Here is a 19,176-nt window from a genome sequence, read left to right on the forward strand (position 1 = left end):
GAAAGACCAAGCCATGGCACGCCTGACATCTCTTCCCTGCGATGAGCGCATCGGCCTCGACGACGAACCCGAACGCCTGGCGTCGCAGCAGACCCGGATCGGGCGCATCGATCTCGAATTCATCCGGCCGGAACGGCCTTTCGCCCGCAACTGGGAGCGCGTCAGCAACGTGCACGATGCGTCCTATGTGCTGGTCCTCCCGCTGGCCGGAAGCGTGGCGTTCAGCCAGGACGGGCGCACCGGCTTCGCACGGCCCGGCGAGTACGTCCTGCTCAGCGAGCTCGCCTACTACAAACTCACGTCGGACAAGAATTCGCACCTGCTGACGATGCGGATTCCCGCCGCCGAATTGCGCGGACGGCTGGTTTCGATCGAGGACCATGTCAGCCGGCGCTTCAAACCGAACGAGCAGATGACGCGCCTGCTGGTCGGCATGATCCGGAGCGTCGCGGAGCTGTTCATCAATTGTCTGCCGCCTAATCCCCAGGCGCTTGCGACCGAAATCATCAGCTTCGTCGCGCTGACGATCGGGTCGGAAGACCGGGGCGCCGCAACCGACGTTCGCAACGCGCGCTACCATCTGCGCCGCCGCATCGTCGACTTCATCGATAGCAATCTGAGCGACCAATCGCTCTCACCGAGAAAGATCGCGGCCAGCAGCCGGATTTCGCTGAGCTATCTCTACAGCCTGTTCAACGACAACGAGACCACGGTCAGTCAGTTCGTCCAGACCAAGCGCCTGCAGCGCGCCTACGAGATCCTCGTTGCCGACCCGAAGGGTCACCGCACGGTATCGGAGGTCGCCTACGAGGTCGGCTTCAAGAACGTCTCGCACTTCTCGCGTTGCTTCAGCCGCCATTTCAACGTTGCGCCGCGGGACGTCCGTCAAACCCACAACGCCTCCCCCGCTCCAAAGGCGGATCCGCGGCCCACGCCGCCGAAAGGCCTGCTTGCACCGCGCCTGCCGTCGACCGCGCGCGGCAGGCTTGCCTCCCCCTATTGGGAGCGGCGGACGCTGCACGAAACCGTATAGACCCCGTTCCCCTGCGCCGCGCCACCGCGATTGCCGCGCTTCCTCCTCGGAGCGACCCTTGAAGCTACCCTTGGAGCTACCCTTGGACGATATTCAAGACATGGTGCCCGAAAGCGAGCTGTGCTCGTTTTTCCATGGCCTTGCCGATGCAGCCGACCAGATTGCGTTGGCGCATTTCAGGTCCGACATCAACTTCGAACGCAAACAGGATCTGTCGCCGGTCACCATCGCGGACCGCGCCATCGAACAGGAATTGCGACGATTGATTTCGGCACGATTTCCCGAGCATGGCATCCTCGGCGAGGAAACCGGATCGACGCCGGGCGATCGCTACACCTGGTATATCGACCCGATCGACGGGACCAAAAGCTTCATTTCCGGAATGCCGCTGTTCGGCACATTGATCGCGCTTGCGGACGAGAGGAATGGAGCAGTCATCGCCGGAATGATCGACATGCCGGCGCTGGCGGAACGATGGTATGGCACGCGTGACGGCACGACGTTCAATGATTTGCCGGCGCGCGTCAGCCGCGCGGTCAATCTGGAAGATGCCCAGATCTACACTTCATCGCCGGATTTCTTCTCGCCGGAGGATTGGGCGCGCTACGACGCGCTCAGCCGCAAGGCGATGTTCAGACGATTTGGCGGCGACTGCTATCAGTACGGCCTTTTGGCCTCCGGGCATTGCGATCTCGTGGTCGAATGCTCGCTGAAGTCGTTTGATTTCATGGCACTGGTGCCGGTCATCGAGGGTGCCGGAGGCATGATATGCGATTGGGAAGGCCAACCGCTCACCCGTCATTCCGACGGACGGGTGATCGCGGCTGCCAATGAGACGCTGCTGCGGCAGGCGCTTGCGATCCTCAAGCCATAGCAATCGAAGGAGTAAGCGGACGGTTCACACCATCCGCAACCAGCTCTCCCAGCGGGGATCGTACATCACGTCACGCGCGCGCATGTATTTCCACACGCCGTATTTCTGGTAGTCGAAGTCCCACTCCTTGAGCTTGCGATTGACCACCGCCCAGCTTGCCCATTTGACGTCGGCAAGCGCCCGGTTGACGATGACCCGCGCGACCATGTCGGGACGCACCGCTCCCAGATATTGCTCGATCAGGCTTTCGGTCAGTTGTTCGTCGTAGAACATCTCGGCGAAGAGCACGCCGAGTTCATAGCTGCGCTCGTTGTTGGAGGCGAACTCATAGTCGATCAGCCGCATCGGCTTGGGACCGGCGGCAGGCTCCGCGGCAATGAGAAAATTCCCGGGCATCGGGTCGTTGAAGCAGGGTACGAGATCGAGGCCGGATGCGGTAAATGCGGCCTTGGCCTGACCATAGCGATGCATGATCCAGGACATGTCGTGCGGAAAATGCGAACCCAGTTCCCGACCCTGCTCGACATGCTCCTCGATCATGTCGAAGATCGTCTTGGTCAGGCCCAGCTTCGGCCCGGCGTGCAGGCGTCGGTACAGGTCGAGAACGTCGGACTGGATCGCGGCGTCGCCGAAATCCCCGTTGGTGCAGGCGCGATAGCCTTCGAGGAATTCGCTGACTTCAAGGCCGTCCTGTGCATCGAAGAAGATCACCTCGGGTGCGATCCCCATGGCGTGGGCATTGCGTGCCGCTTCGTTCGCGGCAACCCGGTCGATGAACATTTCGGAGCCCTCGCCGGGCACCTTGATGAAGTAGCGGCGCGGATCGCCGGAGACCTCGACCAGCCAGTTCTGGTTCATCAGCCCGCCGACCAGCGGCGTATAGCTCGCCTCGCTGCCGCGCCATTGCGGCACCCGTCCGATCGCGCTTTCGACATTGCGCTCGTGGACATTTGTTGCCGCTCCGAGCTTTCTACGAACGGTCATGCAATCCTCCGGAGCACCTCGCCAAAGCGCGGTTCGCGGACCGCCATGCGGCAGCGCAGGAAGCGCCAACTGGCAAATTTGTAGAACTCGAGCGTATTGCGCGCCGATTTGGCGGCCAGAAGCGCTCCGATCAATCCCCATCTCAGATCGTCGGCGACGCCATAGATGCGGGCGCGGTTGAACGCCGCCTCATCGAATGTCCCGGCGTAGCGGATATAGGCGTCGCGCGCCTCGGGCTCCTGGGCGAAGGCTTCAACCAGGAAGCTGCCGAGATCTTCCAGCGGATCTGCCGTGGTGGCGCGATCCCAATCGATCAGGCGCACCTCGCCGGCATCACTGATCAGGATGTTCGAGACATTGCCGTCGCCATGGATCGGTACTGGCGTGACGTGGAGCCGCTGAAGCGCTGAAGCGGCAAAGCGCAGCTCATCGACCAGCCAGTCGACGTCGGTCGGAAGCTGGGCGTTGGTCGCCGTCGTGGCCGCATAGAAATGCTCGATCTCGTCAAAGACGCCTTTCTGCTTGGGCAGAGGCTTTCCCGCCTGGAACAGGCGGCGTGCGGCGATCACCGCATCCACAATCGCGGGCTCCAGCACCCGCTCGAGGGTTCCGACCCGCCAGCCCTGGTTCAGGTCTTCCATGACGAGGATGCCGGCCTCGACGTCAGCCGACATCACCTTGGGCCCGATACCGAGATCGGAGGCCCGCTGCGCGGCTTCGAAGGCACAGGGAATATCGACGTAAAGCGCCGCGTCGCGATCCATCACCTTGATGAAAACGCTCTCGCCAGTCGATTTCCGGGTGGCGCGCCAGGGGAAGCCGTCGACGCCCCGCCAACTCGGTGACGCCAGAATAGGGATAGCAGGTTCGATCCCGATGTCGCCGTCCCCCCAGCCGGGAAGGGACGCAACGCGGTCCCGGAGTGCGGTCGCTTCCACTGCCGTTTCGGTCATAGCTGCGTCTGGTCTCTCATATATCGGGGCCGGCCAGGCCGGGTCGGCGTCCGCTGCAGTTTGATCGAGAAGGATGCAAAAGGGATGCCTCGCGCTCCACCAAATCATGCCGTTGGAAGCGACGGCCTACCCCTGCACGGGCGATATTCGCTATCCGACGTACAGGTCCGGAGCGTTGTTCGGATTTTCTGGAGGACGCATGGCTGCGCAAGAACTGATCGGAATGAGCCTCGCCGCGTTGGCTGAGGCTTATGCGTCGCGAGAGCTCTCGCCGGTCGAGGTGACCAACCACATCATCACGCATGCCGAGGCAGTGAACGGCGCGACCAACGCCCTCTTCAGCTTCCGTCCCGAACAGGCCATCGCAAGCGCGCGACAATCGGAAGCGCGATGGAAGGCCAAGGCCGCGCTGGGGCCGCTTGACGGGGTTCCGATGACGGTCAAGGACAGCGTCGCCATGGTTGGATGGCCCTATCTCCACGGCATCGGGGCGAACCGCTCATTGCCGCCGTCGACCTACGACTCGCCGCCGGCCATTGCGCTTCGCGAGGCCGGTGCGGTGATCTTTGCCAAGACGACCATGCCGGATTGCGGCCTGATGGCATCCGGCATCAGTTCGCTGCACGGCATCACCCGCAATCCATGGGGGCTGGCCTGGAATACCGGCGGATCATCGGCCGGTGCCGGAGCCTCGGTCGCTGCCGGTGCCGGCTTCGTTTCGGTCGGAACCGATATCGCGGGTTCGGTTCGGCTGCCTGCGTCGCACTGCGGCCTCGCCTCGCTGAAGCCGACACACGGCCGCGTTCCGCATCTGCCGGCCGATACCATGCGGATGGCCGGCCCCATGGGGCGCAGCGTCGACGACATCGCCCGCCTGCTGACGGTGCTGACCCGACAGGACGAGCGTGACACCTGGAGCCTTCCAGCGGACGGTGTGCGGTATCACGAAAAACTCGGTCGCGACGTCAGGGGATTGAAGATCGGCATCCTCACCGACATGGGTTTTGGCGCGAAGCCCGAAGCGGAGGTGCGCAACGCGGTGGAAGCGGCCGGACAACTGCTGGCCGGCGCCGGCGCTGTTGTCGAGCCGTTCATCTCGCCGCTCGACGATGACGCCATTGCACCCATCGACCTGTTCCTGCAGGTGCGCGGTTATCTCGAATACAGCGCACTGCCGGCGCATAGCGACGGCGCCGGCGATATCAACCCTTACGTCCGCGAATGGTGCCTCGGCGGCGCGCGGCATTCCGGCGCCGATGTCTATCGGGCGCTCAGCCAGATCGGCAAGATGAAGGCCAAATTGCTCGCGGCGTTTGAAGGCTGGGACTATGTCATCGCACCGACGCTGCCGGTGGTGAACTTCCCGGCCGAAGAGCCGGGCGTGTCCCGGGAGAAACCGCTCGAGCACACGCTGTTCACCGCGATGTTCAACCAGACCTGCCAGCCCGCCTCAACGGTCTGCATGGCCTTCGACAACAGGCATCTGCCGATCGGGGTTCAAATCATCGGCCACCGGTTCGACGACCTCGGCGTATTGCAGGTAACGAAAGTCCTCGAGGATTTACGGCCGGTGACGATGGACTGGCCCTTCCAGCCGCGCGCTTGAGCCAGGAGTCGACCTGCCTACGCCGCCGCCTTCGCTTCGCCGCTGTCGAGCAGATGGCAGGCGACGAGACGTCCCGGAGAATGCTCGACGAGTTTGGGGGTTTCGACGCGGCAGCGGCCGAACGCCTTCGGGCAGCGCGAGGCGAAGCTGCATCCCACCGGAATATCGATCGGACTGGGCGGCTCGCCTTCGAGCAGGAAGTCCGATGGATCGAACGGCTTGTCCTCGAGCGTCGGAGCCGCCGACAGCAACGCCTTGGTGTAGGGATGCTGGGGGTCGAAGAACAATTCGCGATTGTCGGCAATCTCGACCATCTCGCCGAGATACATCACCGCAATCCGCGTGCAGACTTTCCGCACCATCGCCAGGTCATGCGAGATGAAGACGTAGGTCAGGTCGTTCTTTTCTTGCAGCTTGGCGAACAGGTCGATCAATCTGCCTTGCTCGCGCTGGTCCAGCGCCGACAATGTCTCGTCGAGGATCAGGAGCTTGGGATCCAGGATCAGTGCCCGCGCGATCGAGATCCGCTGCCGCTCACCGGTGGAGAGTGCGTTGGGCAACTGATCGTAGAGCTCCGCCGCAAGGCCGACCTCCGCCATTGCCGCGATCACGCGGCGGCGCAAATCCGCCCGTGGGATTCTGCCGCGAATGAGCAGGCTTTCCTCGATCATGCGGCCAACCGTGGTCCGGGGCGGCAACGCGTTGTAGGGGTCCTGCAGCAGAAGCTGGAATTCGTTCCGCTTCCGGATCAGTTCACCTCGGGACAGGCCGCCAAGCGACGTGCCGTCGAGCAGGATGCTGCCCTGGTCGGGTACTTCCAGCCAGGCCAGCAGGCGGGTCAATGTCGATTTGCCGCAGCCGGATTCACCGACAATGCCAAAGTTCTCGCGCGGCATGATGTCCAGCGTGACGCCCCGCACCGCCTGGATGTTGCTGTAGGAGTTAAAGGTGCCGCGTTTGCGCGCCCGATAGGTCCGGTGAACGTTCTGCACCTGCATCAGCGGCACCTCGCCCTGTGCCTGGCGCCTGGCAAGCGGTCCGTCGTCAGTCGACCACATTCGTGGAACGCTGGCGATCGCCTTGCGCGTATAGTCCGTGGCCGGAGCGGCCAGCAGTTCGGCGAATGCCTGCTGCTCGACGAACCGCCCCTGGTGCAGAATCGCTGTCCGGTCGCCGAACTGGCCAAGCGTCGGCAGCGAGGACGACAGGTAGATGGTCGCCATCTTGTGACGCAGGCACAGATCGTGCAGCAATTCCACGATCTGCGCCGCGATGGTGACATCAAGCGGTTGCGTGACATTGTCGGCGATCAGGACCGCAGGCTCGGCACAGATCGCATCGACGATCATCGCCCGCTGCATCATGCCGCCAGAAAATTTCGAGGGGTAGTCCCAGTAGCGTTCCTTGGGCGAAGGAATTCGGACTTCGCTCAGCAACTGCATCACCCGCTCACGGCATTCCCGCTTGTTCCACTCCGGCCGAACGCTATGCAGCTTCTCGGCGATCTGGCTTCCGACCGGCACGGTCGGATCGAGCGAGCTCTGCGGCTTCGAACCGATATAGGCGATGTCGCGGCCGGTGCGGACCTCCCGGATTCCGGGCTTGAGAATGTCATGGCCGGCGAACGCCACCTGGCCTGCCCGGTATGCGAGGCTTTCCGGCAGCCAGTTCGCCAGCGCCCGGGAAAGGATGGTTTTGCCGGCACCGCTTTCGCCGTAGATTCCGAAAATATCCGATGTGTTCAGGCGAAAGCTGACGCGATCGAGAATGGCAGCGGATCCCGGCGTCACCGGGCCGACGGTGAGATCGCTGACCTCGAGTATGAGCGAGAGATCCATGTCAAAGACCTCCGTAGATTCGGTTGCGCGCCTTCTCAAGCGCCGATCCCATCAGATTGATCGACGTCAGCGCGACCGCAAGAAATATCCCGGGCATGGTGGCGATCCACCACGCGTTGAGCAGATATTTGCGGGAATCGGCGATCATGCTGCCAAAGCTCGGCGTCGGCGGCTGGATTCCCAATCCCAGGAAGCCGAGGATGGCTTCGAAAATCATCATGCGCGCGACGTCGAGCACGGCGACAAACGCGATCGGCGGCAGGATGTTGGGAGCGGCGAACAGCAGCAGAATGCGCCAGTCCCCTGCACCCAGGACGCGCAAGCCGCGGACATATTCCTTGCCGCGCTCGGCCACCGCCGCACTGCGAGCGACCCGCGCATAGAGCGGCCAGCCCGACAGCGCCAAAACGATGATGATGGTTGCCACCGTCGGCCGGGACACACCGAGGATGGTGATGGCCAGAATGATCATCGGGATCGACAGCTGCGCGTCGGTGATCCGCATGATCACGGTATCCCACCATTTGCCCTTGAAACCCGCGAACAGGCCGAGGCCGCAGCCGATGATGAAAATCAGGACCACGGTGACGATGCCCACCAGCAGCGAGTAGCGCAGCCCGATCAGGCATCGCATCAGCATGTCGCGGCCGAGCTGGTCGGTGCCCAGCGGATGCTCCCAGACCCATTTGTCGCCAAGATACAACGGCGGCAGGAACTTATCCTTCACGATCATCTTGGTTGCGCTGACCGACGACAGCTCCGGGTAGATTGCGGAAGCCAGCAACAGCGCAAAGAAAATAAAGAAACCGATACGAAAACTCGGCGTCCGCCATGCGCCAAGCAGAATCCGCCGGTTGACCGACCGTATCAGCGCCAGTTTTGGCTCCGGTTCGGCTGCGATGATGGTGGTGACCGCCATGATCAGATCTCCACCCGGGGATCGATCATGTAGGCGACCAGATCGACGATGATATTGATGAAGACGAACACGGCGCTGGTGGTGATCGCGATGCCTTGAATCACCGGGAAATCGCGCCCGACGACCGAGACGACCGTCAGGTTCCCGAGGCCCGGGTAATCGAAAATATACTCGATCACCAGCACGCCGCCGATCAGCGTCGAGAGCTGGATGCCGAGCAGATTGACCAGCGGCACCGCCGCGTTGCGTAACGCATGCGCATAGACGATGCGGCGCCGCGATAGTCCGCGGACCCGCGCCTCGTCGATGAAGGTCGCCTGCATCACCTCGCCAAGCGACGTCGTCAGCGTGCGAATGATGAAGGGCGCGATCTCAACCGACAGCACCAGCGCCGGCAGCAGGACGTAGGAAAACCCCTGATAGCCAAGCGCCGGCAGCAGCTTGAGCTTGACCGACAGGAACAGGATCAGAACGATCGCCAGCCAGAAATTCGGGATCGATACGAACAGCGACTGAATGCCGAAGGCCAGCGCATTCTGCCAGCCGTGTTGATGCAGCCCGCCGGCAATTCCGACCGGAAACGATATCAACAGCGCGAACAGCAAGGCCATGCCGCCGAGTTGCAGCGTGAATGGCAAGCGTTCGAGAATAAGGTCGGTCACCGGCGCCATGTCGGACTTGGTCGGATCGATATACTGCCCGCCGGTGGCGATCATCCCGCTGCGCGGGCGCAGATAGGACTGCCCGAGATCGCCTTGCAGCATGCCCCGCATGTAGCGGCCGTACTGCACGATGATCGGATCGCGCAATCCCATCTTGGTCGCGACCTTCTCGACCACGTCGGGTGGCGCCATGCCGCCGACGATCAGGCGCACCGGATCGCCGGGAACCACGCGCAGCAGCGTGAAGATGATCAGCGAGGTGATGAAAACGATCAGGAGGCCCTGCGCGATCCGTTTAACCAGGAATTCCAGGATCAACATCGAGAACAGCTGCCTTGCGTTTCATCGTACGGGGTATTGGGCAGGCCGGAGCGATCCGGCCTGCAGGAACATTCGTCACGCCATGCAGCGGTCAGGCCAGCGTGGCCTTTGTCATATCTTGCTGGCCATTCGGATAGATGTACAGCCCGTCCAGCTTCTTGCTGTAGGCGTGGATAAAGACCGACGTGAACAGCGCCAGCGCCGGAGCCTTCCTGGCGATGGTGGGAAGCGTCTCGGTTTGCAAGATCTTCTTGCGCTCCTCGATGCTCTTGGCGTCGCGCTCCTTGTCGAGCACCGCATCGATCTCCTTGTCGACGATGCCGGTGATACGCTTGGATGAGGAATGGAAGTGGGTGCGCAGCACCAGATCGGGCTCGGGCGATCCGGTGCACCAGCCGCAATCGATCATGTTGCCCTCGCCGCCGCCGGGCTTGTCATACAGCAGATTGCCCCAGGCCGCGACCTCAAGCGTCTGCAGATTGACCTTGAATCCCTGCTCCTGAAGCATGCCGGTGATCAGCTCGGCATATTCCTTGGTCTTGGGGTAGAAGCCGACCGACGTGTAATAGGTCAGTTCGGGCAGACCCTGCCCCTTGGGGAAGCCGGCTTCCGCGAGCAGCTTCTGCGCCTTGTCCGGATCGAATTCCGGGTAATCGGCGACCTCGGCGTAGCCGAACTTCACCGGGGAAATATGTGCCTTCGAGTAGGTGCCGGACATCCCGAGCACTTCGAGGACCTGCTTGCGGTCGATCGAGTAACATGCCGCCAGGCGGATCCGCGGATCGTCGAACGGCTTCTTCGAGCAGCGGAAGAACAGATATTTGTTCTCGACCGACACTGCCTTGTGGATGCTGAAGCGCGGGTCTTTCGAGATGGTCTCGACCTGCTCCTGTTCCAGGCGCTCGATGATGTCGGCCTCGCCGTTCAGAAGCGAGAGCGTTCGTGTCGTGGTGTCGCCGACGAAGTGATATTCGACGCCTGGAATCTTCGGCGCGCCGAGGAAGTAGTCCGGATTTGCGGTCAGGACCGTCGTGTCGCCCTTCTGCTCGACATATTTATACGGCCCGGTGCCGTTCATGCGCGCCGACAATTGCGCCTTGTTGGCAACGTCCTTGGCCGCCATGATCGGGAGAAAGGACGACAGATAATAATACAGCGTTGCCGGGTAGCCCTGCGCCTTGGTGTTGATATGGCAAGTGTAGTCGTCGATCACGTCGATCGTGACGAGGCCCGGATACCATTGCGCGGGACGATCGGGCAGGCAGCCATATTCGTAAGAGGCCTTGACGTCAGCGGCCGTGAACGGCGTTCCGTCGTGGAACTTGATGCCTTTGCGCAGCTTGACTTCCATCGTGGTGGTGTCGATCGGCTTCATCGATTCAGCCAATTCGAATATCAGCTCGTCCGGCTTCTCCGGCTTCATCGGCGCCCGCGTCAGGTAACCGAACACGAATCCCTCGGCGATCAGCTGACCGAGATTGGTGTGCGTGGTCGGGTCCCAGTTGCCGGTCAGGGCCTCCGCACCGAGGAAGCGGAGCGTCTTCCCTTCGGCCGCGAAGGCGGAGTTCATCAGAAAATCGGGATTGACCCGTCCCAAGCCGAGCGCGGCGGCGCCGGCAAGTCCACCCAACATCACGTCTCTGCGGTTGATCATGTCCTGTCCCTTGATGATTTCAGCAACGTTGAAATTGTTGTTATGGTCGCGACGTTTTCGGCCGCTTCTATCGGCCCTCGGCAACTCACTCGACAACCTGCCTGGCGACCTGCAAAGCGTAGACCAAACGGCGCGAACGCCTGAATCCTGCTGCTCCACGATTCCGTTGCTGACGCTCCCGGGATCGACCTTCCATGCTGTGAATCGCACAGCGCCGCAGCGCACCGCTCAATTCCAGGGCAGCACGCCCTTCCGCTATGCAGCACAGGAATGATGGACGGCCAGAACAACAATCCGGCGCGGGCGACCTATGATGGCATGAGATTCAAGACATCATCTGACATGGACGGACCACCAGGTTGCAACAGCGTCACTCTCGTGCGGACTTCCCAATTCGCGGCATCATCTCGGACCTCGATGGCGTGGCCTACCGCGACGATCACCCAATTCTGGCCTCGGTTCAGGCGTTTCAGGCTTGGCATCAACAGGGCGTGCCTTACGCGTTCGTCACCAACAATTCGACCAAATCAGCGGCGCAGTTTGCAGCCAAGCTGAGCGGCATGGGCATTCCGGCCACGGCAGCGCAGGTCTTCAACACCATTTCGGCGGTGACCTTCTTGCTTCAGCAGCGCTGGCCAAGGGGAACGCCGGTGTTTGCAACCGGCGAGCAGCCTCTGCTCGAGGCACTGGAGCTCTCAGGATTTCGTTTGACCGAGACCAACGCGGAGGTCGTGGTTCTCGGTTTTGACTCTCGCCTGACCTATGCCAAATTGCGTACGGCGATCCGCGCAGCGCTGGCGGGAGCTACCGTCGTCGCCACGAATCCCGATGTGCTGACGCCCGTGCATGATGGCTACGACCCCTGCGTCGGCGTCCTGACGGCGGCGGTGACTGCTGCGGTACCGACCGCGGTCCCGATCGTGGTTGGCAAGCCCGATCCGTTCATGATCAAACAAGCGCTCGGCCATCTCGGAACATCGAAACAGGAGACGGTGATGATCGGCGACCAGATCAAGACCGATATCGTGGCGGGCCAGGCCGCCGGCCTGCGCGCGGTCCTGCTCGCCAGCGACGTGCCATTCAATGCGGTGACGGGCGTGGTGCCAGATCTGGTCATCGCGAGCCTGCTCGATCTCGTCGCCTCGCCGGCGGAGGAGACCGGAGCTTTCAGATGATGACGTCAGCCATCATCGAGACGATGCGGTCTGAACTCGCCGCCGCGCTGCCGCAGTGGAACCTGTCCGAGCACGCCACGCTCACGTTCCTTAGCCATTCCGAGAACACCACCTTCCTCGCGGAGGACCCGTTCTCGGGACAGCGGCTGGTGCTGCGCGTACAGCGGATCGGTTACCACGCGCCGGCGGAGATTGTTTCGGAACTGTCGTGGATAACAGCGCTGATCGCAGATGACGTCATCGCAACGCCGCGGCCGCTGGCCGACCGTGACGGCCTGTTGCTTTGTTCGGTCCAACTGAATGGATCGATGCGGCAGGTCGTCGCATTCGAGTATATGAGCGGATACGAGCCCGATCAGTCGGGCTCGCTCCCGAGCTGGTTTGTCAAGCTTGGCATGCTGACCGCACAGCTTCACCGGCACAGCCGATCGTGGACCAGACCACCCGCCTTCCAGCGCAAGACCTGGGACTTCGATGCCATGCTCGGCACACGTCCGCTCTGGGGCGACTGGCGCGCGGCGCTGGGGCTTGGCAATGCCGAAAGGCAGTTGCTGCAGAGGGTTGCTGATTCGCTCGCCGACCGTATCAGCACGTATGGTCAGCAGAGCGAGCGCTTCGGCCTGGTTCATGCCGATCTGCGCCTCGCCAACCTGCTGGTCGACGGCGAACGGCTCGGCATCATCGACTTCGACGACTGCGGCTTTTCCTGGTTCTTCTACGATTTCGCCGCCGCTGTGAGCTTCATGGAACATGAGTCAGTTGTGGCCGAGCTGCAGGAGGCCTGGCTGCAGGGATATCGAACGGTCGCGTCGGTGTCGAAGGACGACGAGGCGATGCTGCCGGTCTTCGTCATGCTGAGACGAATACTGCTAACGGCCTGGATCTCATCGCACTCGGACACCGAGACGGCACGCCGACTGGGAACGGATCATACCCACGACACCGTCGCGATGGGCGAGCGGTTTCTCCGGGGGTTCTGATCAGGTCCGCATCTCCGCGGCAAGCGCAGCCTGCATGCCCTCACCCATCATCGTGCCGAGACAGGAATTGACCGCGTTTCGCCAGACCGGATCCGTCCGCAACGGGGCCGGGAAGAAGTTCGGAAGCGCATGCAAGGCATCGACGACGTCTGATGGTGCAACGACATCAGACAACAGGCGGCCGATCTCGTCCTCGCGTGGATCACGCAGCACGTAGCGCGTGCCATCGTCCAGTCGCCCGTGGCAGTAGCGCATCCACGCCGCGATCGCGAAAGCAAACGGCCGGACGTCAAGGCCCTTGGCGCGCGCCTCGAGTGCCGGCGCAAGAATCCGCTGCGGCAGCTTCTCGGTGCCGTCCATCGCAATCTGGTAAGTCTCGTGCGCGATTGCCGGATTGGCGAACCGCGACAGCAGCTGCCGCGCATAGGCATCAAGGTCGATCGCGGGCAACCGAGGCAACGTCGCAGCCGCGGCCTTGAAGTGCCGCTCGATCAGGGGACAAAAGCCCGCGGGCCCTGCCGTGTCGCGAACGTAACGCCGGCCGCTCAGAAAGCCCGCATAGGCGAGCATCGAGTGCGCACCATTGAGCATGCGCAGCTTCATCGCCTCGTACGGCTCGACATCATCGACGAACAGCGCGCCGCCTGCCTCCCAGGCCGGACGGCCAGTCGGGAAGCGATCATCGATGACCCATTGCGCGAACGGCTCGGTCTCGACCGGCGCCTGATCGATGCAGCCCGTCAGGCGCAGCGCATCCTCGCGCGTCTGCTCGGTGGAGGCCGGCGTGATGCGGTCGACCATGCACGATGGAAACGAGACCTTCTCGGCGATCCAGTCGCCCAGCGCCGGATCGCGCCGGCGGGCGAAATCAATCATCCCGCAGCGGACGAACCCGCCATTGTCAGGCAAATTGTCGCAGCAAAGCACGGTGAAGGGATCGACATGTTCGATGCGCCGACGCCGCAGTGCCTCGGTCAAAAGGCCGAGCACGCCGGACGGATTGTCCGGCGATTGCAAATCAGCGGCAACAACCGGATGGCTGAGATCGACGGTCATCGTCGCACGGTCGACGCCGTAAGCCTTTTCCGTCACCGTCATCGTCACGATGCGCGTGCGCCGGTCGATCAGGCTTGTCATCAAATCGGCGGGGGCACGGCTGGCCGCGATGACGTGCGCGATGCTGCCGATCACCCTGGCGCGCACCTCGGACGCACCGCGCTCAATCAAGGTGTAGAGACCGTTCTGCGGATTGAGCGCATCGGCGAGCTCGACGCTGCGCAGGCTCGCTCCCACGATCCGCCAATCGCCGCCTCCGGCCGCGAGCGCGGCGTCGGTGTAGGCGGCCTGGTGCGCGCGATGAAACGCCCCGATTCCGAGATGGACGATGCCATGGCCGTGCCGGGCCGGATCGTAGGTCGGCCGACGTGCGGCGCCGGTGACGTCGGCAAGCGACGACAGGCGTTTTGGCGCGTTCATGCCGGCAAGCTCACCGACGGATGTGACAGGGCGGTGAAGATGCCGCGCAGTTCGGCGAGCCCCTTCAGGCGGCCAATCGCGGGATAGCCGGGCTGCCCGCTGCGGTTGAGGTCATCGAGAATATCATGGCCATGATCGGGGCGGAATGGAATCGACCAATCGGTGCGGCCTTCCGTCTTGCGCCGCCGCTCTTCGCGCAGAACGGCGGCGATGACCGCAACCATATCGGTGTCGCCGCCGAGATGCTCGGCCTCGTAGAAGGAGCCGCGAATGTCGTTCGACTCGCGCTTGACGTTGCGCAGATGAAGGAAGTGCACGCGCTTGCCGAGGCGCTGCATCATGCCCGGCAGGTCATTGTCGGGCCGCGCGCCGAGTGACCCCGTGCACAGCGTGATGCCGCTTGCGGGCGAATCCACCGCTGCCATGACCGCGGCATAGTCGGCCTCGGTCGACATAATCCGCGGCAGGCCGAGTAACCCAAACGGCGGATCGTCGGGATGGCAACACAGCCGCAATCCCAACCGTTCGGCGACCGGGGCGACCTCACCGAGGAAGTCGACCAAATGCTTGCGCAGCCGCTCGGCCGAAACGTCGCGGTAGTCCGCAAGATGCGCCTTCACATCGGCCAGCGTGAAATTATCGGCGGCGCCGGGCAATCCGAACACGACATTGCGCGCCAGCATCTCCCTGTCCGGCGCGGTCATCGCGGCATGGCGTCGGCGCGCCTGTTCGACCACCTCGCCGGGAAGGTCGGCCGCCGCTTCCGGCCGGGCCAGGATGAAGATGTCGAAGGCCGCGAAGTCCACGAAGTCGTAGCGCATGCAGGTGGCGCCGTTGGGCAAGCGCCAATGGAGCTGCGTCCGGGTCCAGTCGAGCACGGGCATGAAATTGTAGCAGATCACCTCGATGCCGGCGGCCGCGAGGTTTTCAAGGCTGGTCTTGTAGTTGTCGATGTGCGCGCGCCAGTTGCCGCTTTGCTTCTTGATGTCCTCCGACACCGGCAGGCTCTCGACCACGTCCCAGCGCAGGCCGGACGCTTGTCCATCCTTCATGCGGCCGATCGCTTGCTGGCGGGTTGCGATCTCGCCTGAGGTCCAGACCTCGCCGGTCGGCACGTGATGCAGGGCGCTGACGACGCCCTCGACGCCGGCCTGCATCATGTCGTCGACGGAGACATGGTCGTGCGGCCCGAACCATCGCCACGTCTGTTTCATGATGCTGTCTCCTTCCGAACCGGCGCGGGTGCGGGCGCGAATACCTAGGGGTGAGATCCGTTTAGCACGCCAGATTTCGGTTGACTAGTATGGTAGTCAGCACTATGACAAAGCATGGGAATGATTGTGGACCCGGACAAGATCTCGATCGATGGCGCGGCAGAGCCGCGCGATCTCGTCTGGGCGTTGGATCTGACCATTCCCGTCCGACCGCAGATCCATGCCGGGCTCCGGCAGCGCATCATCCGCTGTGAAATCGCTCCCGGGACCGCATTGTCGGAGGCCGAGATCGCGCGGCGATTTGCGATCAGCCGCCAGCCGGTGCGCGAAGCCTTCATCAAGCTTGCCGAGGAAGGCCTGCTCGAGATCAGGCCGCAGCGCGGCACCTTCGTTCGCAAGATCAGCAAGACCGCGGTGATGGACGCGCGCTTCGTTCGCGAGGCGATCGAGGCGAATATCGTGCGTGAGCTGGCCGCCGAAGGCGATGCCGGCCTGGTTGCCAGGCTACGCAAGCAGCTCGTCGCCCAACGCGCCGTACCGGTCGGCGAACTCTATGATTTCATGCGGCTGGACGAGGAGTTTCACTGGACCCTGGCGGATGCCGCTGGCCGGCTGTACGGCTGGAAAGTCATCGAAGACGTCAAGCTTCAGATGGACCGCGTCCGCCATTTGTCCTTGCGGAGCTTCCCGCAAAGCAAACTCGTGCGCCAGCACACCACTATCGTCGATGCGATCGAGAAGGCTTCGCCGGATGCGGCCGAGCGCGCGATGCGCGAACATCTGCGGCTGATCATGGATGATCTTCCATCGATCGAAGCGCAACACCCCGATTTTTTCACGTCAGCATAAGCTTTCGGAGCTGACCCACCGATCGGTGACGCCAGCAAGACAACAAGGCGAGGATTGACCATGAAGACCCGGGCTTGCGTGCTCCACGGGATCGGCGATGTGCGCATTGAAACGCGCGAGATTGGCAATGTCGGTCCCAGACAAGTTCGGGTGCGGATCGGCGCCGGCGGCCTGTGCGGCTCGGACATCCATTATTTCCGGGATGGCGGTATCGGAACGATCAGGGTCAGCGAGCCCATCATCCTCGGCCACGAAGTCGCCGGCACCGTCGAAGCCGTCGGCGGCGAGGTCGCCAACGTCAAGCCGGGACAGCGCGTGGCGCTATGTCCCAGCCTGCCCTGCGGCCGTTGCCGGTTCTGCCAGATCGGACAACAGCAGCATTGCCTCGAGATGCAGTTCTTCGGCAGCGCGATGCGCAAGCCGCATTGCAATGGCGGCTTTCGCGACGAGATCATCGTCGAGGATTTTCAGTGCGTCCCGGTCGGCGATGTCGGGCTGAACGAAGCCGCCTGCGCCGAACCGCTCTCGGTCAGCCTGCACGCCATCAACAATGCGGGCAGCGTGTTCGGCAAGCGCGTGCTTGTGATGGGCGCGGGGCCGATCGGCGCACTGCTGGTGGGGGCGGCAAAGCTCGCCGGCGCCCAGGAGATCGTCGCGGTCGATATCGCCGACGCGCCGCTGAACGCCGCCATCAGGATGGGCGCCACTACGACCGTCAATGCGCTCGCCGAGCCGGATAGCCTCGCGCAGCGCTATTCCGCCGACAAGGGCACCTTCGACGTCGGCTTCGAATGTACCGGGGCCGGGGTCGCGCTCGGGACCATGTTCCCTGTCGTCAAACCGCGGGGAACGATTGTGGCGGTGGGCGTCAGCAGCGGAGCCCACATCCCGTTCAATGCCCTGGTCGGCAAGGAGATCCGCCTCGCCGGCACGCATCGCTTCCATGCCGAATATCCGGTCGCGGCACGGATGATCGCCGAGCGGCGCATCGACGTCCGTCCGATCATCACCGCGACCCTGCCGATGGACCGGATTCGCGACGCCTTCGACGTCGTGCGCGACCGCACATCGCAGATGAAGGTGCAACTGAGTTTCGCGACGTAAAATCCGCGGGACCTGAGCCAAGAAAATAAAAACGGGAGGGACAGATGAGTATGACGACCACGATGGACGCCGACGACGTCCGACGGCTTTCGGACGAAGCCACCCAGCGCCTGCTCAACAAGCCCGGTACAGCGTCGAGCACCCAAGGCGGCTGGATGATGATCGCCACGATCCTGATCGAGGCGTGGGATCTCTACGCGATCGCCTTTGTGCTGATCTTCATCAAGACGGACTTCAACCCGACACCGGCGCAAATCGGTCTGGTGACAGCCGCCGTGCAGGGCGGTGCGCTGGTCGGCGCCCTGCTGGGCGGCGTGTTCGCCGATCGCTTCGGCCGGAAGACGGTGTTCATCGGCACCATGGTGCTGTTCATCGTGCTGGCGATCGCCCAGGCTTTTGTGCGCGACATCTGGGAACTGATCATCGTGCGTCTCTTGATCGGCATTCCGCTCGGCAGCGACATCGCCAACGGCTACGCCTACATCATGGAATCGATGTCGAAGGGCAAGCGCGAGCAGATGGGCAGCCGCTGGCAGTTCATGTTCGGTCTCGGCGAGGTGTTCTCGATTCTCGTGATCACGTTGATGTACGTGTGGGGAATGGACCACTCGCTGCTGTGGCGCATTGCGCTGGCGCTTGGCGCCGTGCCCGCGGCCATCCTGCTGATCGGCCGGCTCGACCTGCCGGAAACCCCGTTGTCGTTGCTGCAGCGTGGCCAGTTCGTGAAAGCCAAGGAAGTCTCGAAGCGGCTGTTCGATGATCCGCTCGATATGCTGCCCGACCAGGACCAGAAACTGCCAAAGCCCAAGCTCGGCGATTTCCTGAAGGTGATCTGGGCGGATCCGATCAAGCGACGCGCGACGATCTTTGCCTGGATCTCCAACGCCTGCCAGGGCGCCGAGTTCACCGCCTGGGGCTTCTATCTTCCTGTGATCCTTGTGCTGAGCGGCGTCGGCGTGTCCAGCAGCGGCGACATCACCGGGACCAATCTGGTGACAGCCCTGATCTTTTGCCTCGCCACCGTGTCAGGCTTCGTCGCGCCGCTGATGCTGCCCAAGATCGGTCATCGCGGCGTGGCGATGTGGGGCTTTGGCCTCGCGTTCGCCGGCCTCATCCTCGGCGGGTTCGCCATCCAGAACGACTGGAAGATCCTCATCGTGGTCGGCGCCTGCATTCTGATGTGGGGCCATTACTGGGACGCGTCCAACGGCATGACGATCGCCTCGATGGTGGCGCCGACCCGCTTCAGGGCGACGGCGGCCGGGTTCGGCTACGTCTTCGTCAAGGCCGCCGCATTCTTCGGTGCGTTCGTCTTCCCGCTCGTCAATGCCTCGCTCGGCAAGGCCGGCGCCACCTTTGCGGTGTCAATCCTGTCGCTGATCGGCTTCCTGGCAGCAAAATTCATCCTGCCCGAGGTGTATGGCTACGTGGAATCCGAGAAGGAAGCCTAAGTCGATCGAGACCGGCGCGCGCATTCAAGCGGATGCGCGCGCCACCGATTCTTCAGGCGGGACGGAACCGCCGGCAACCGCGA

Annotated in this window: 16 protein-coding genes; 8 read left to right on the plus strand and 8 right to left on the minus strand. The window is 63.0% G+C overall.

The features are described 5' to 3' along the window. The first annotated feature begins 13 nt into the window (after positions 1–13). Positions 14–1,033 (plus strand): helix-turn-helix domain-containing protein, encoded by a 1,020-nt coding sequence (locus tag UP09_RS20930; RefSeq protein WP_044540176.1) that lies wholly within the window; start codon positions 14–16, stop codon positions 1,031–1,033. 100 nt (positions 1,034–1,133) lie between these two features. Continuing rightward, entirely contained in the window at positions 1,134–1,907 is a 774-nt protein-coding gene (gene hisN / locus UP09_RS20935; RefSeq protein WP_156164710.1) for a histidinol-phosphatase, read from the plus strand. A gap of 24 nt (positions 1,908–1,931) precedes the next feature. On the opposite strand, the gene UP09_RS20940 is transcribed toward hisN, so the two are convergent. Together UP09_RS20940 and UP09_RS20945 are read right to left on the minus strand one after the other, a co-directional pair. Then, entirely contained in the window at positions 1,932–2,891 is a 960-nt protein-coding gene (locus tag UP09_RS20940; RefSeq protein WP_044540178.1) for a choline kinase family protein, read from the minus strand. Next, positions 2,888–3,844, minus strand: coding sequence for a phosphotransferase family protein (locus UP09_RS20945; RefSeq protein WP_044540179.1), 957 nt, complete (start codon positions 3,842–3,844; stop codon positions 2,888–2,890). Before UP09_RS20945 ends, UP09_RS20940 begins: the two co-directional genes overlap by 4 nt. Before the next feature lie 199 nt (positions 3,845–4,043). Here UP09_RS20945 and UP09_RS20950 point away from each other — a divergent pair, with 199 nt between their 5' ends. Beyond that, positions 4,044–5,450 carry an amidase gene (locus tag UP09_RS20950; protein ID WP_044540180.1) on the plus strand — a complete coding sequence of 469 codons (1,407 nt, stop codon included), beginning with the start codon at positions 4,044–4,046 and terminating at the stop codon, positions 5,448–5,450. A gap of 17 nt (positions 5,451–5,467) precedes the next feature. Here the strand turns inward: UP09_RS20950 and UP09_RS20955 are convergent, their stop codons facing one another. The 4 genes from UP09_RS20955 to UP09_RS20970 all read right to left on the minus strand — a co-directional run bounded on the left by UP09_RS20955 (position 5,468) and on the right by UP09_RS20970 (position 10,844). Further along, entirely contained in the window at positions 5,468–7,288 is a 1,821-nt protein-coding gene (locus UP09_RS20955; protein WP_044540181.1) for an ABC transporter ATP-binding protein, read from the minus strand. 1 nt (position 7,289) lies between these two features. After that, positions 7,290–8,207 (minus strand): ABC transporter permease, encoded by a 918-nt coding sequence (locus tag UP09_RS20960; RefSeq protein WP_044540182.1) that lies wholly within the window; start codon positions 8,205–8,207, stop codon positions 7,290–7,292. 2 nt (positions 8,208–8,209) lie between these two features. Beyond that, positions 8,210–9,190 carry an ABC transporter permease gene (locus UP09_RS20965; RefSeq protein WP_044540183.1) on the minus strand — a complete coding sequence of 327 codons (981 nt, stop codon included), beginning with the start codon at positions 9,188–9,190 and terminating at the stop codon, positions 8,210–8,212. 91 nt (positions 9,191–9,281) lie between these two features. Further along, positions 9,282–10,844, minus strand: coding sequence for an ABC transporter substrate-binding protein (locus tag UP09_RS20970; RefSeq protein WP_044540184.1), 1,563 nt, complete (start codon positions 10,842–10,844; stop codon positions 9,282–9,284). Between the two features lie 359 nt (positions 10,845–11,203). Between UP09_RS20970 and UP09_RS20975 the strand changes: the two genes are divergently transcribed. After that, positions 11,204–12,019 carry an HAD-IIA family hydrolase gene (locus tag UP09_RS20975; RefSeq protein ID WP_044540185.1) on the plus strand — a complete coding sequence of 272 codons (816 nt, stop codon included), beginning with the start codon at positions 11,204–11,206 and terminating at the stop codon, positions 12,017–12,019. Beyond that, positions 12,019–12,999 (plus strand): phosphotransferase enzyme family protein, encoded by a 981-nt coding sequence (locus UP09_RS20980; protein ID WP_245302095.1) that lies wholly within the window; start codon positions 12,019–12,021, stop codon positions 12,997–12,999. Before UP09_RS20975 ends, UP09_RS20980 begins: the two co-directional genes overlap by 1 nt. Here the strand turns inward: UP09_RS20980 and UP09_RS20985 are convergent, their stop codons facing one another. After that, positions 13,000–14,475 (minus strand): mannitol dehydrogenase family protein, encoded by a 1,476-nt coding sequence (locus UP09_RS20985; RefSeq protein WP_044540187.1) that lies wholly within the window; start codon positions 14,473–14,475, stop codon positions 13,000–13,002. Beyond that, complete coding sequence (gene uxuA, locus UP09_RS20990) at positions 14,472–15,689, minus strand: mannonate dehydratase (RefSeq protein ID WP_044540188.1); 1,218 nt, start codon at positions 15,687–15,689, stop codon at positions 14,472–14,474. Before uxuA ends, UP09_RS20985 begins: the two co-directional genes overlap by 4 nt. A gap of 114 nt (positions 15,690–15,803) precedes the next feature. Between uxuA and UP09_RS20995 the strand changes: the two genes are divergently transcribed. From UP09_RS20995 to UP09_RS21005, 3 genes are read left to right on the plus strand one after another with little or no spacing between them, the layout of a single operon-like run. Continuing rightward, positions 15,804–16,538, plus strand: a complete 735-nt coding sequence (locus tag UP09_RS20995; protein ID WP_245302096.1) for a GntR family transcriptional regulator — start codon at positions 15,804–15,806, stop codon at positions 16,536–16,538. A gap of 60 nt (positions 16,539–16,598) precedes the next feature. Further along, positions 16,599–17,642 carry an L-idonate 5-dehydrogenase gene (locus UP09_RS21000; protein ID WP_044540190.1) on the plus strand — a complete coding sequence of 348 codons (1,044 nt, stop codon included), beginning with the start codon at positions 16,599–16,601 and terminating at the stop codon, positions 17,640–17,642. Between the two features lie 44 nt (positions 17,643–17,686). After that, a complete protein-coding gene (locus UP09_RS21005; protein WP_044540191.1) occupies positions 17,687–19,093 on the plus strand; it encodes an MFS transporter in 1,407 nt (468 codons plus the stop codon). Positions 19,094–19,176: the final 83 nt, after the last annotated feature.

Source organism: Bradyrhizobium sp. LTSP885 (assembly GCF_000938305.1).
GTDB lineage: Bacteria > Pseudomonadota > Alphaproteobacteria > Rhizobiales > Xanthobacteraceae > Bradyrhizobium.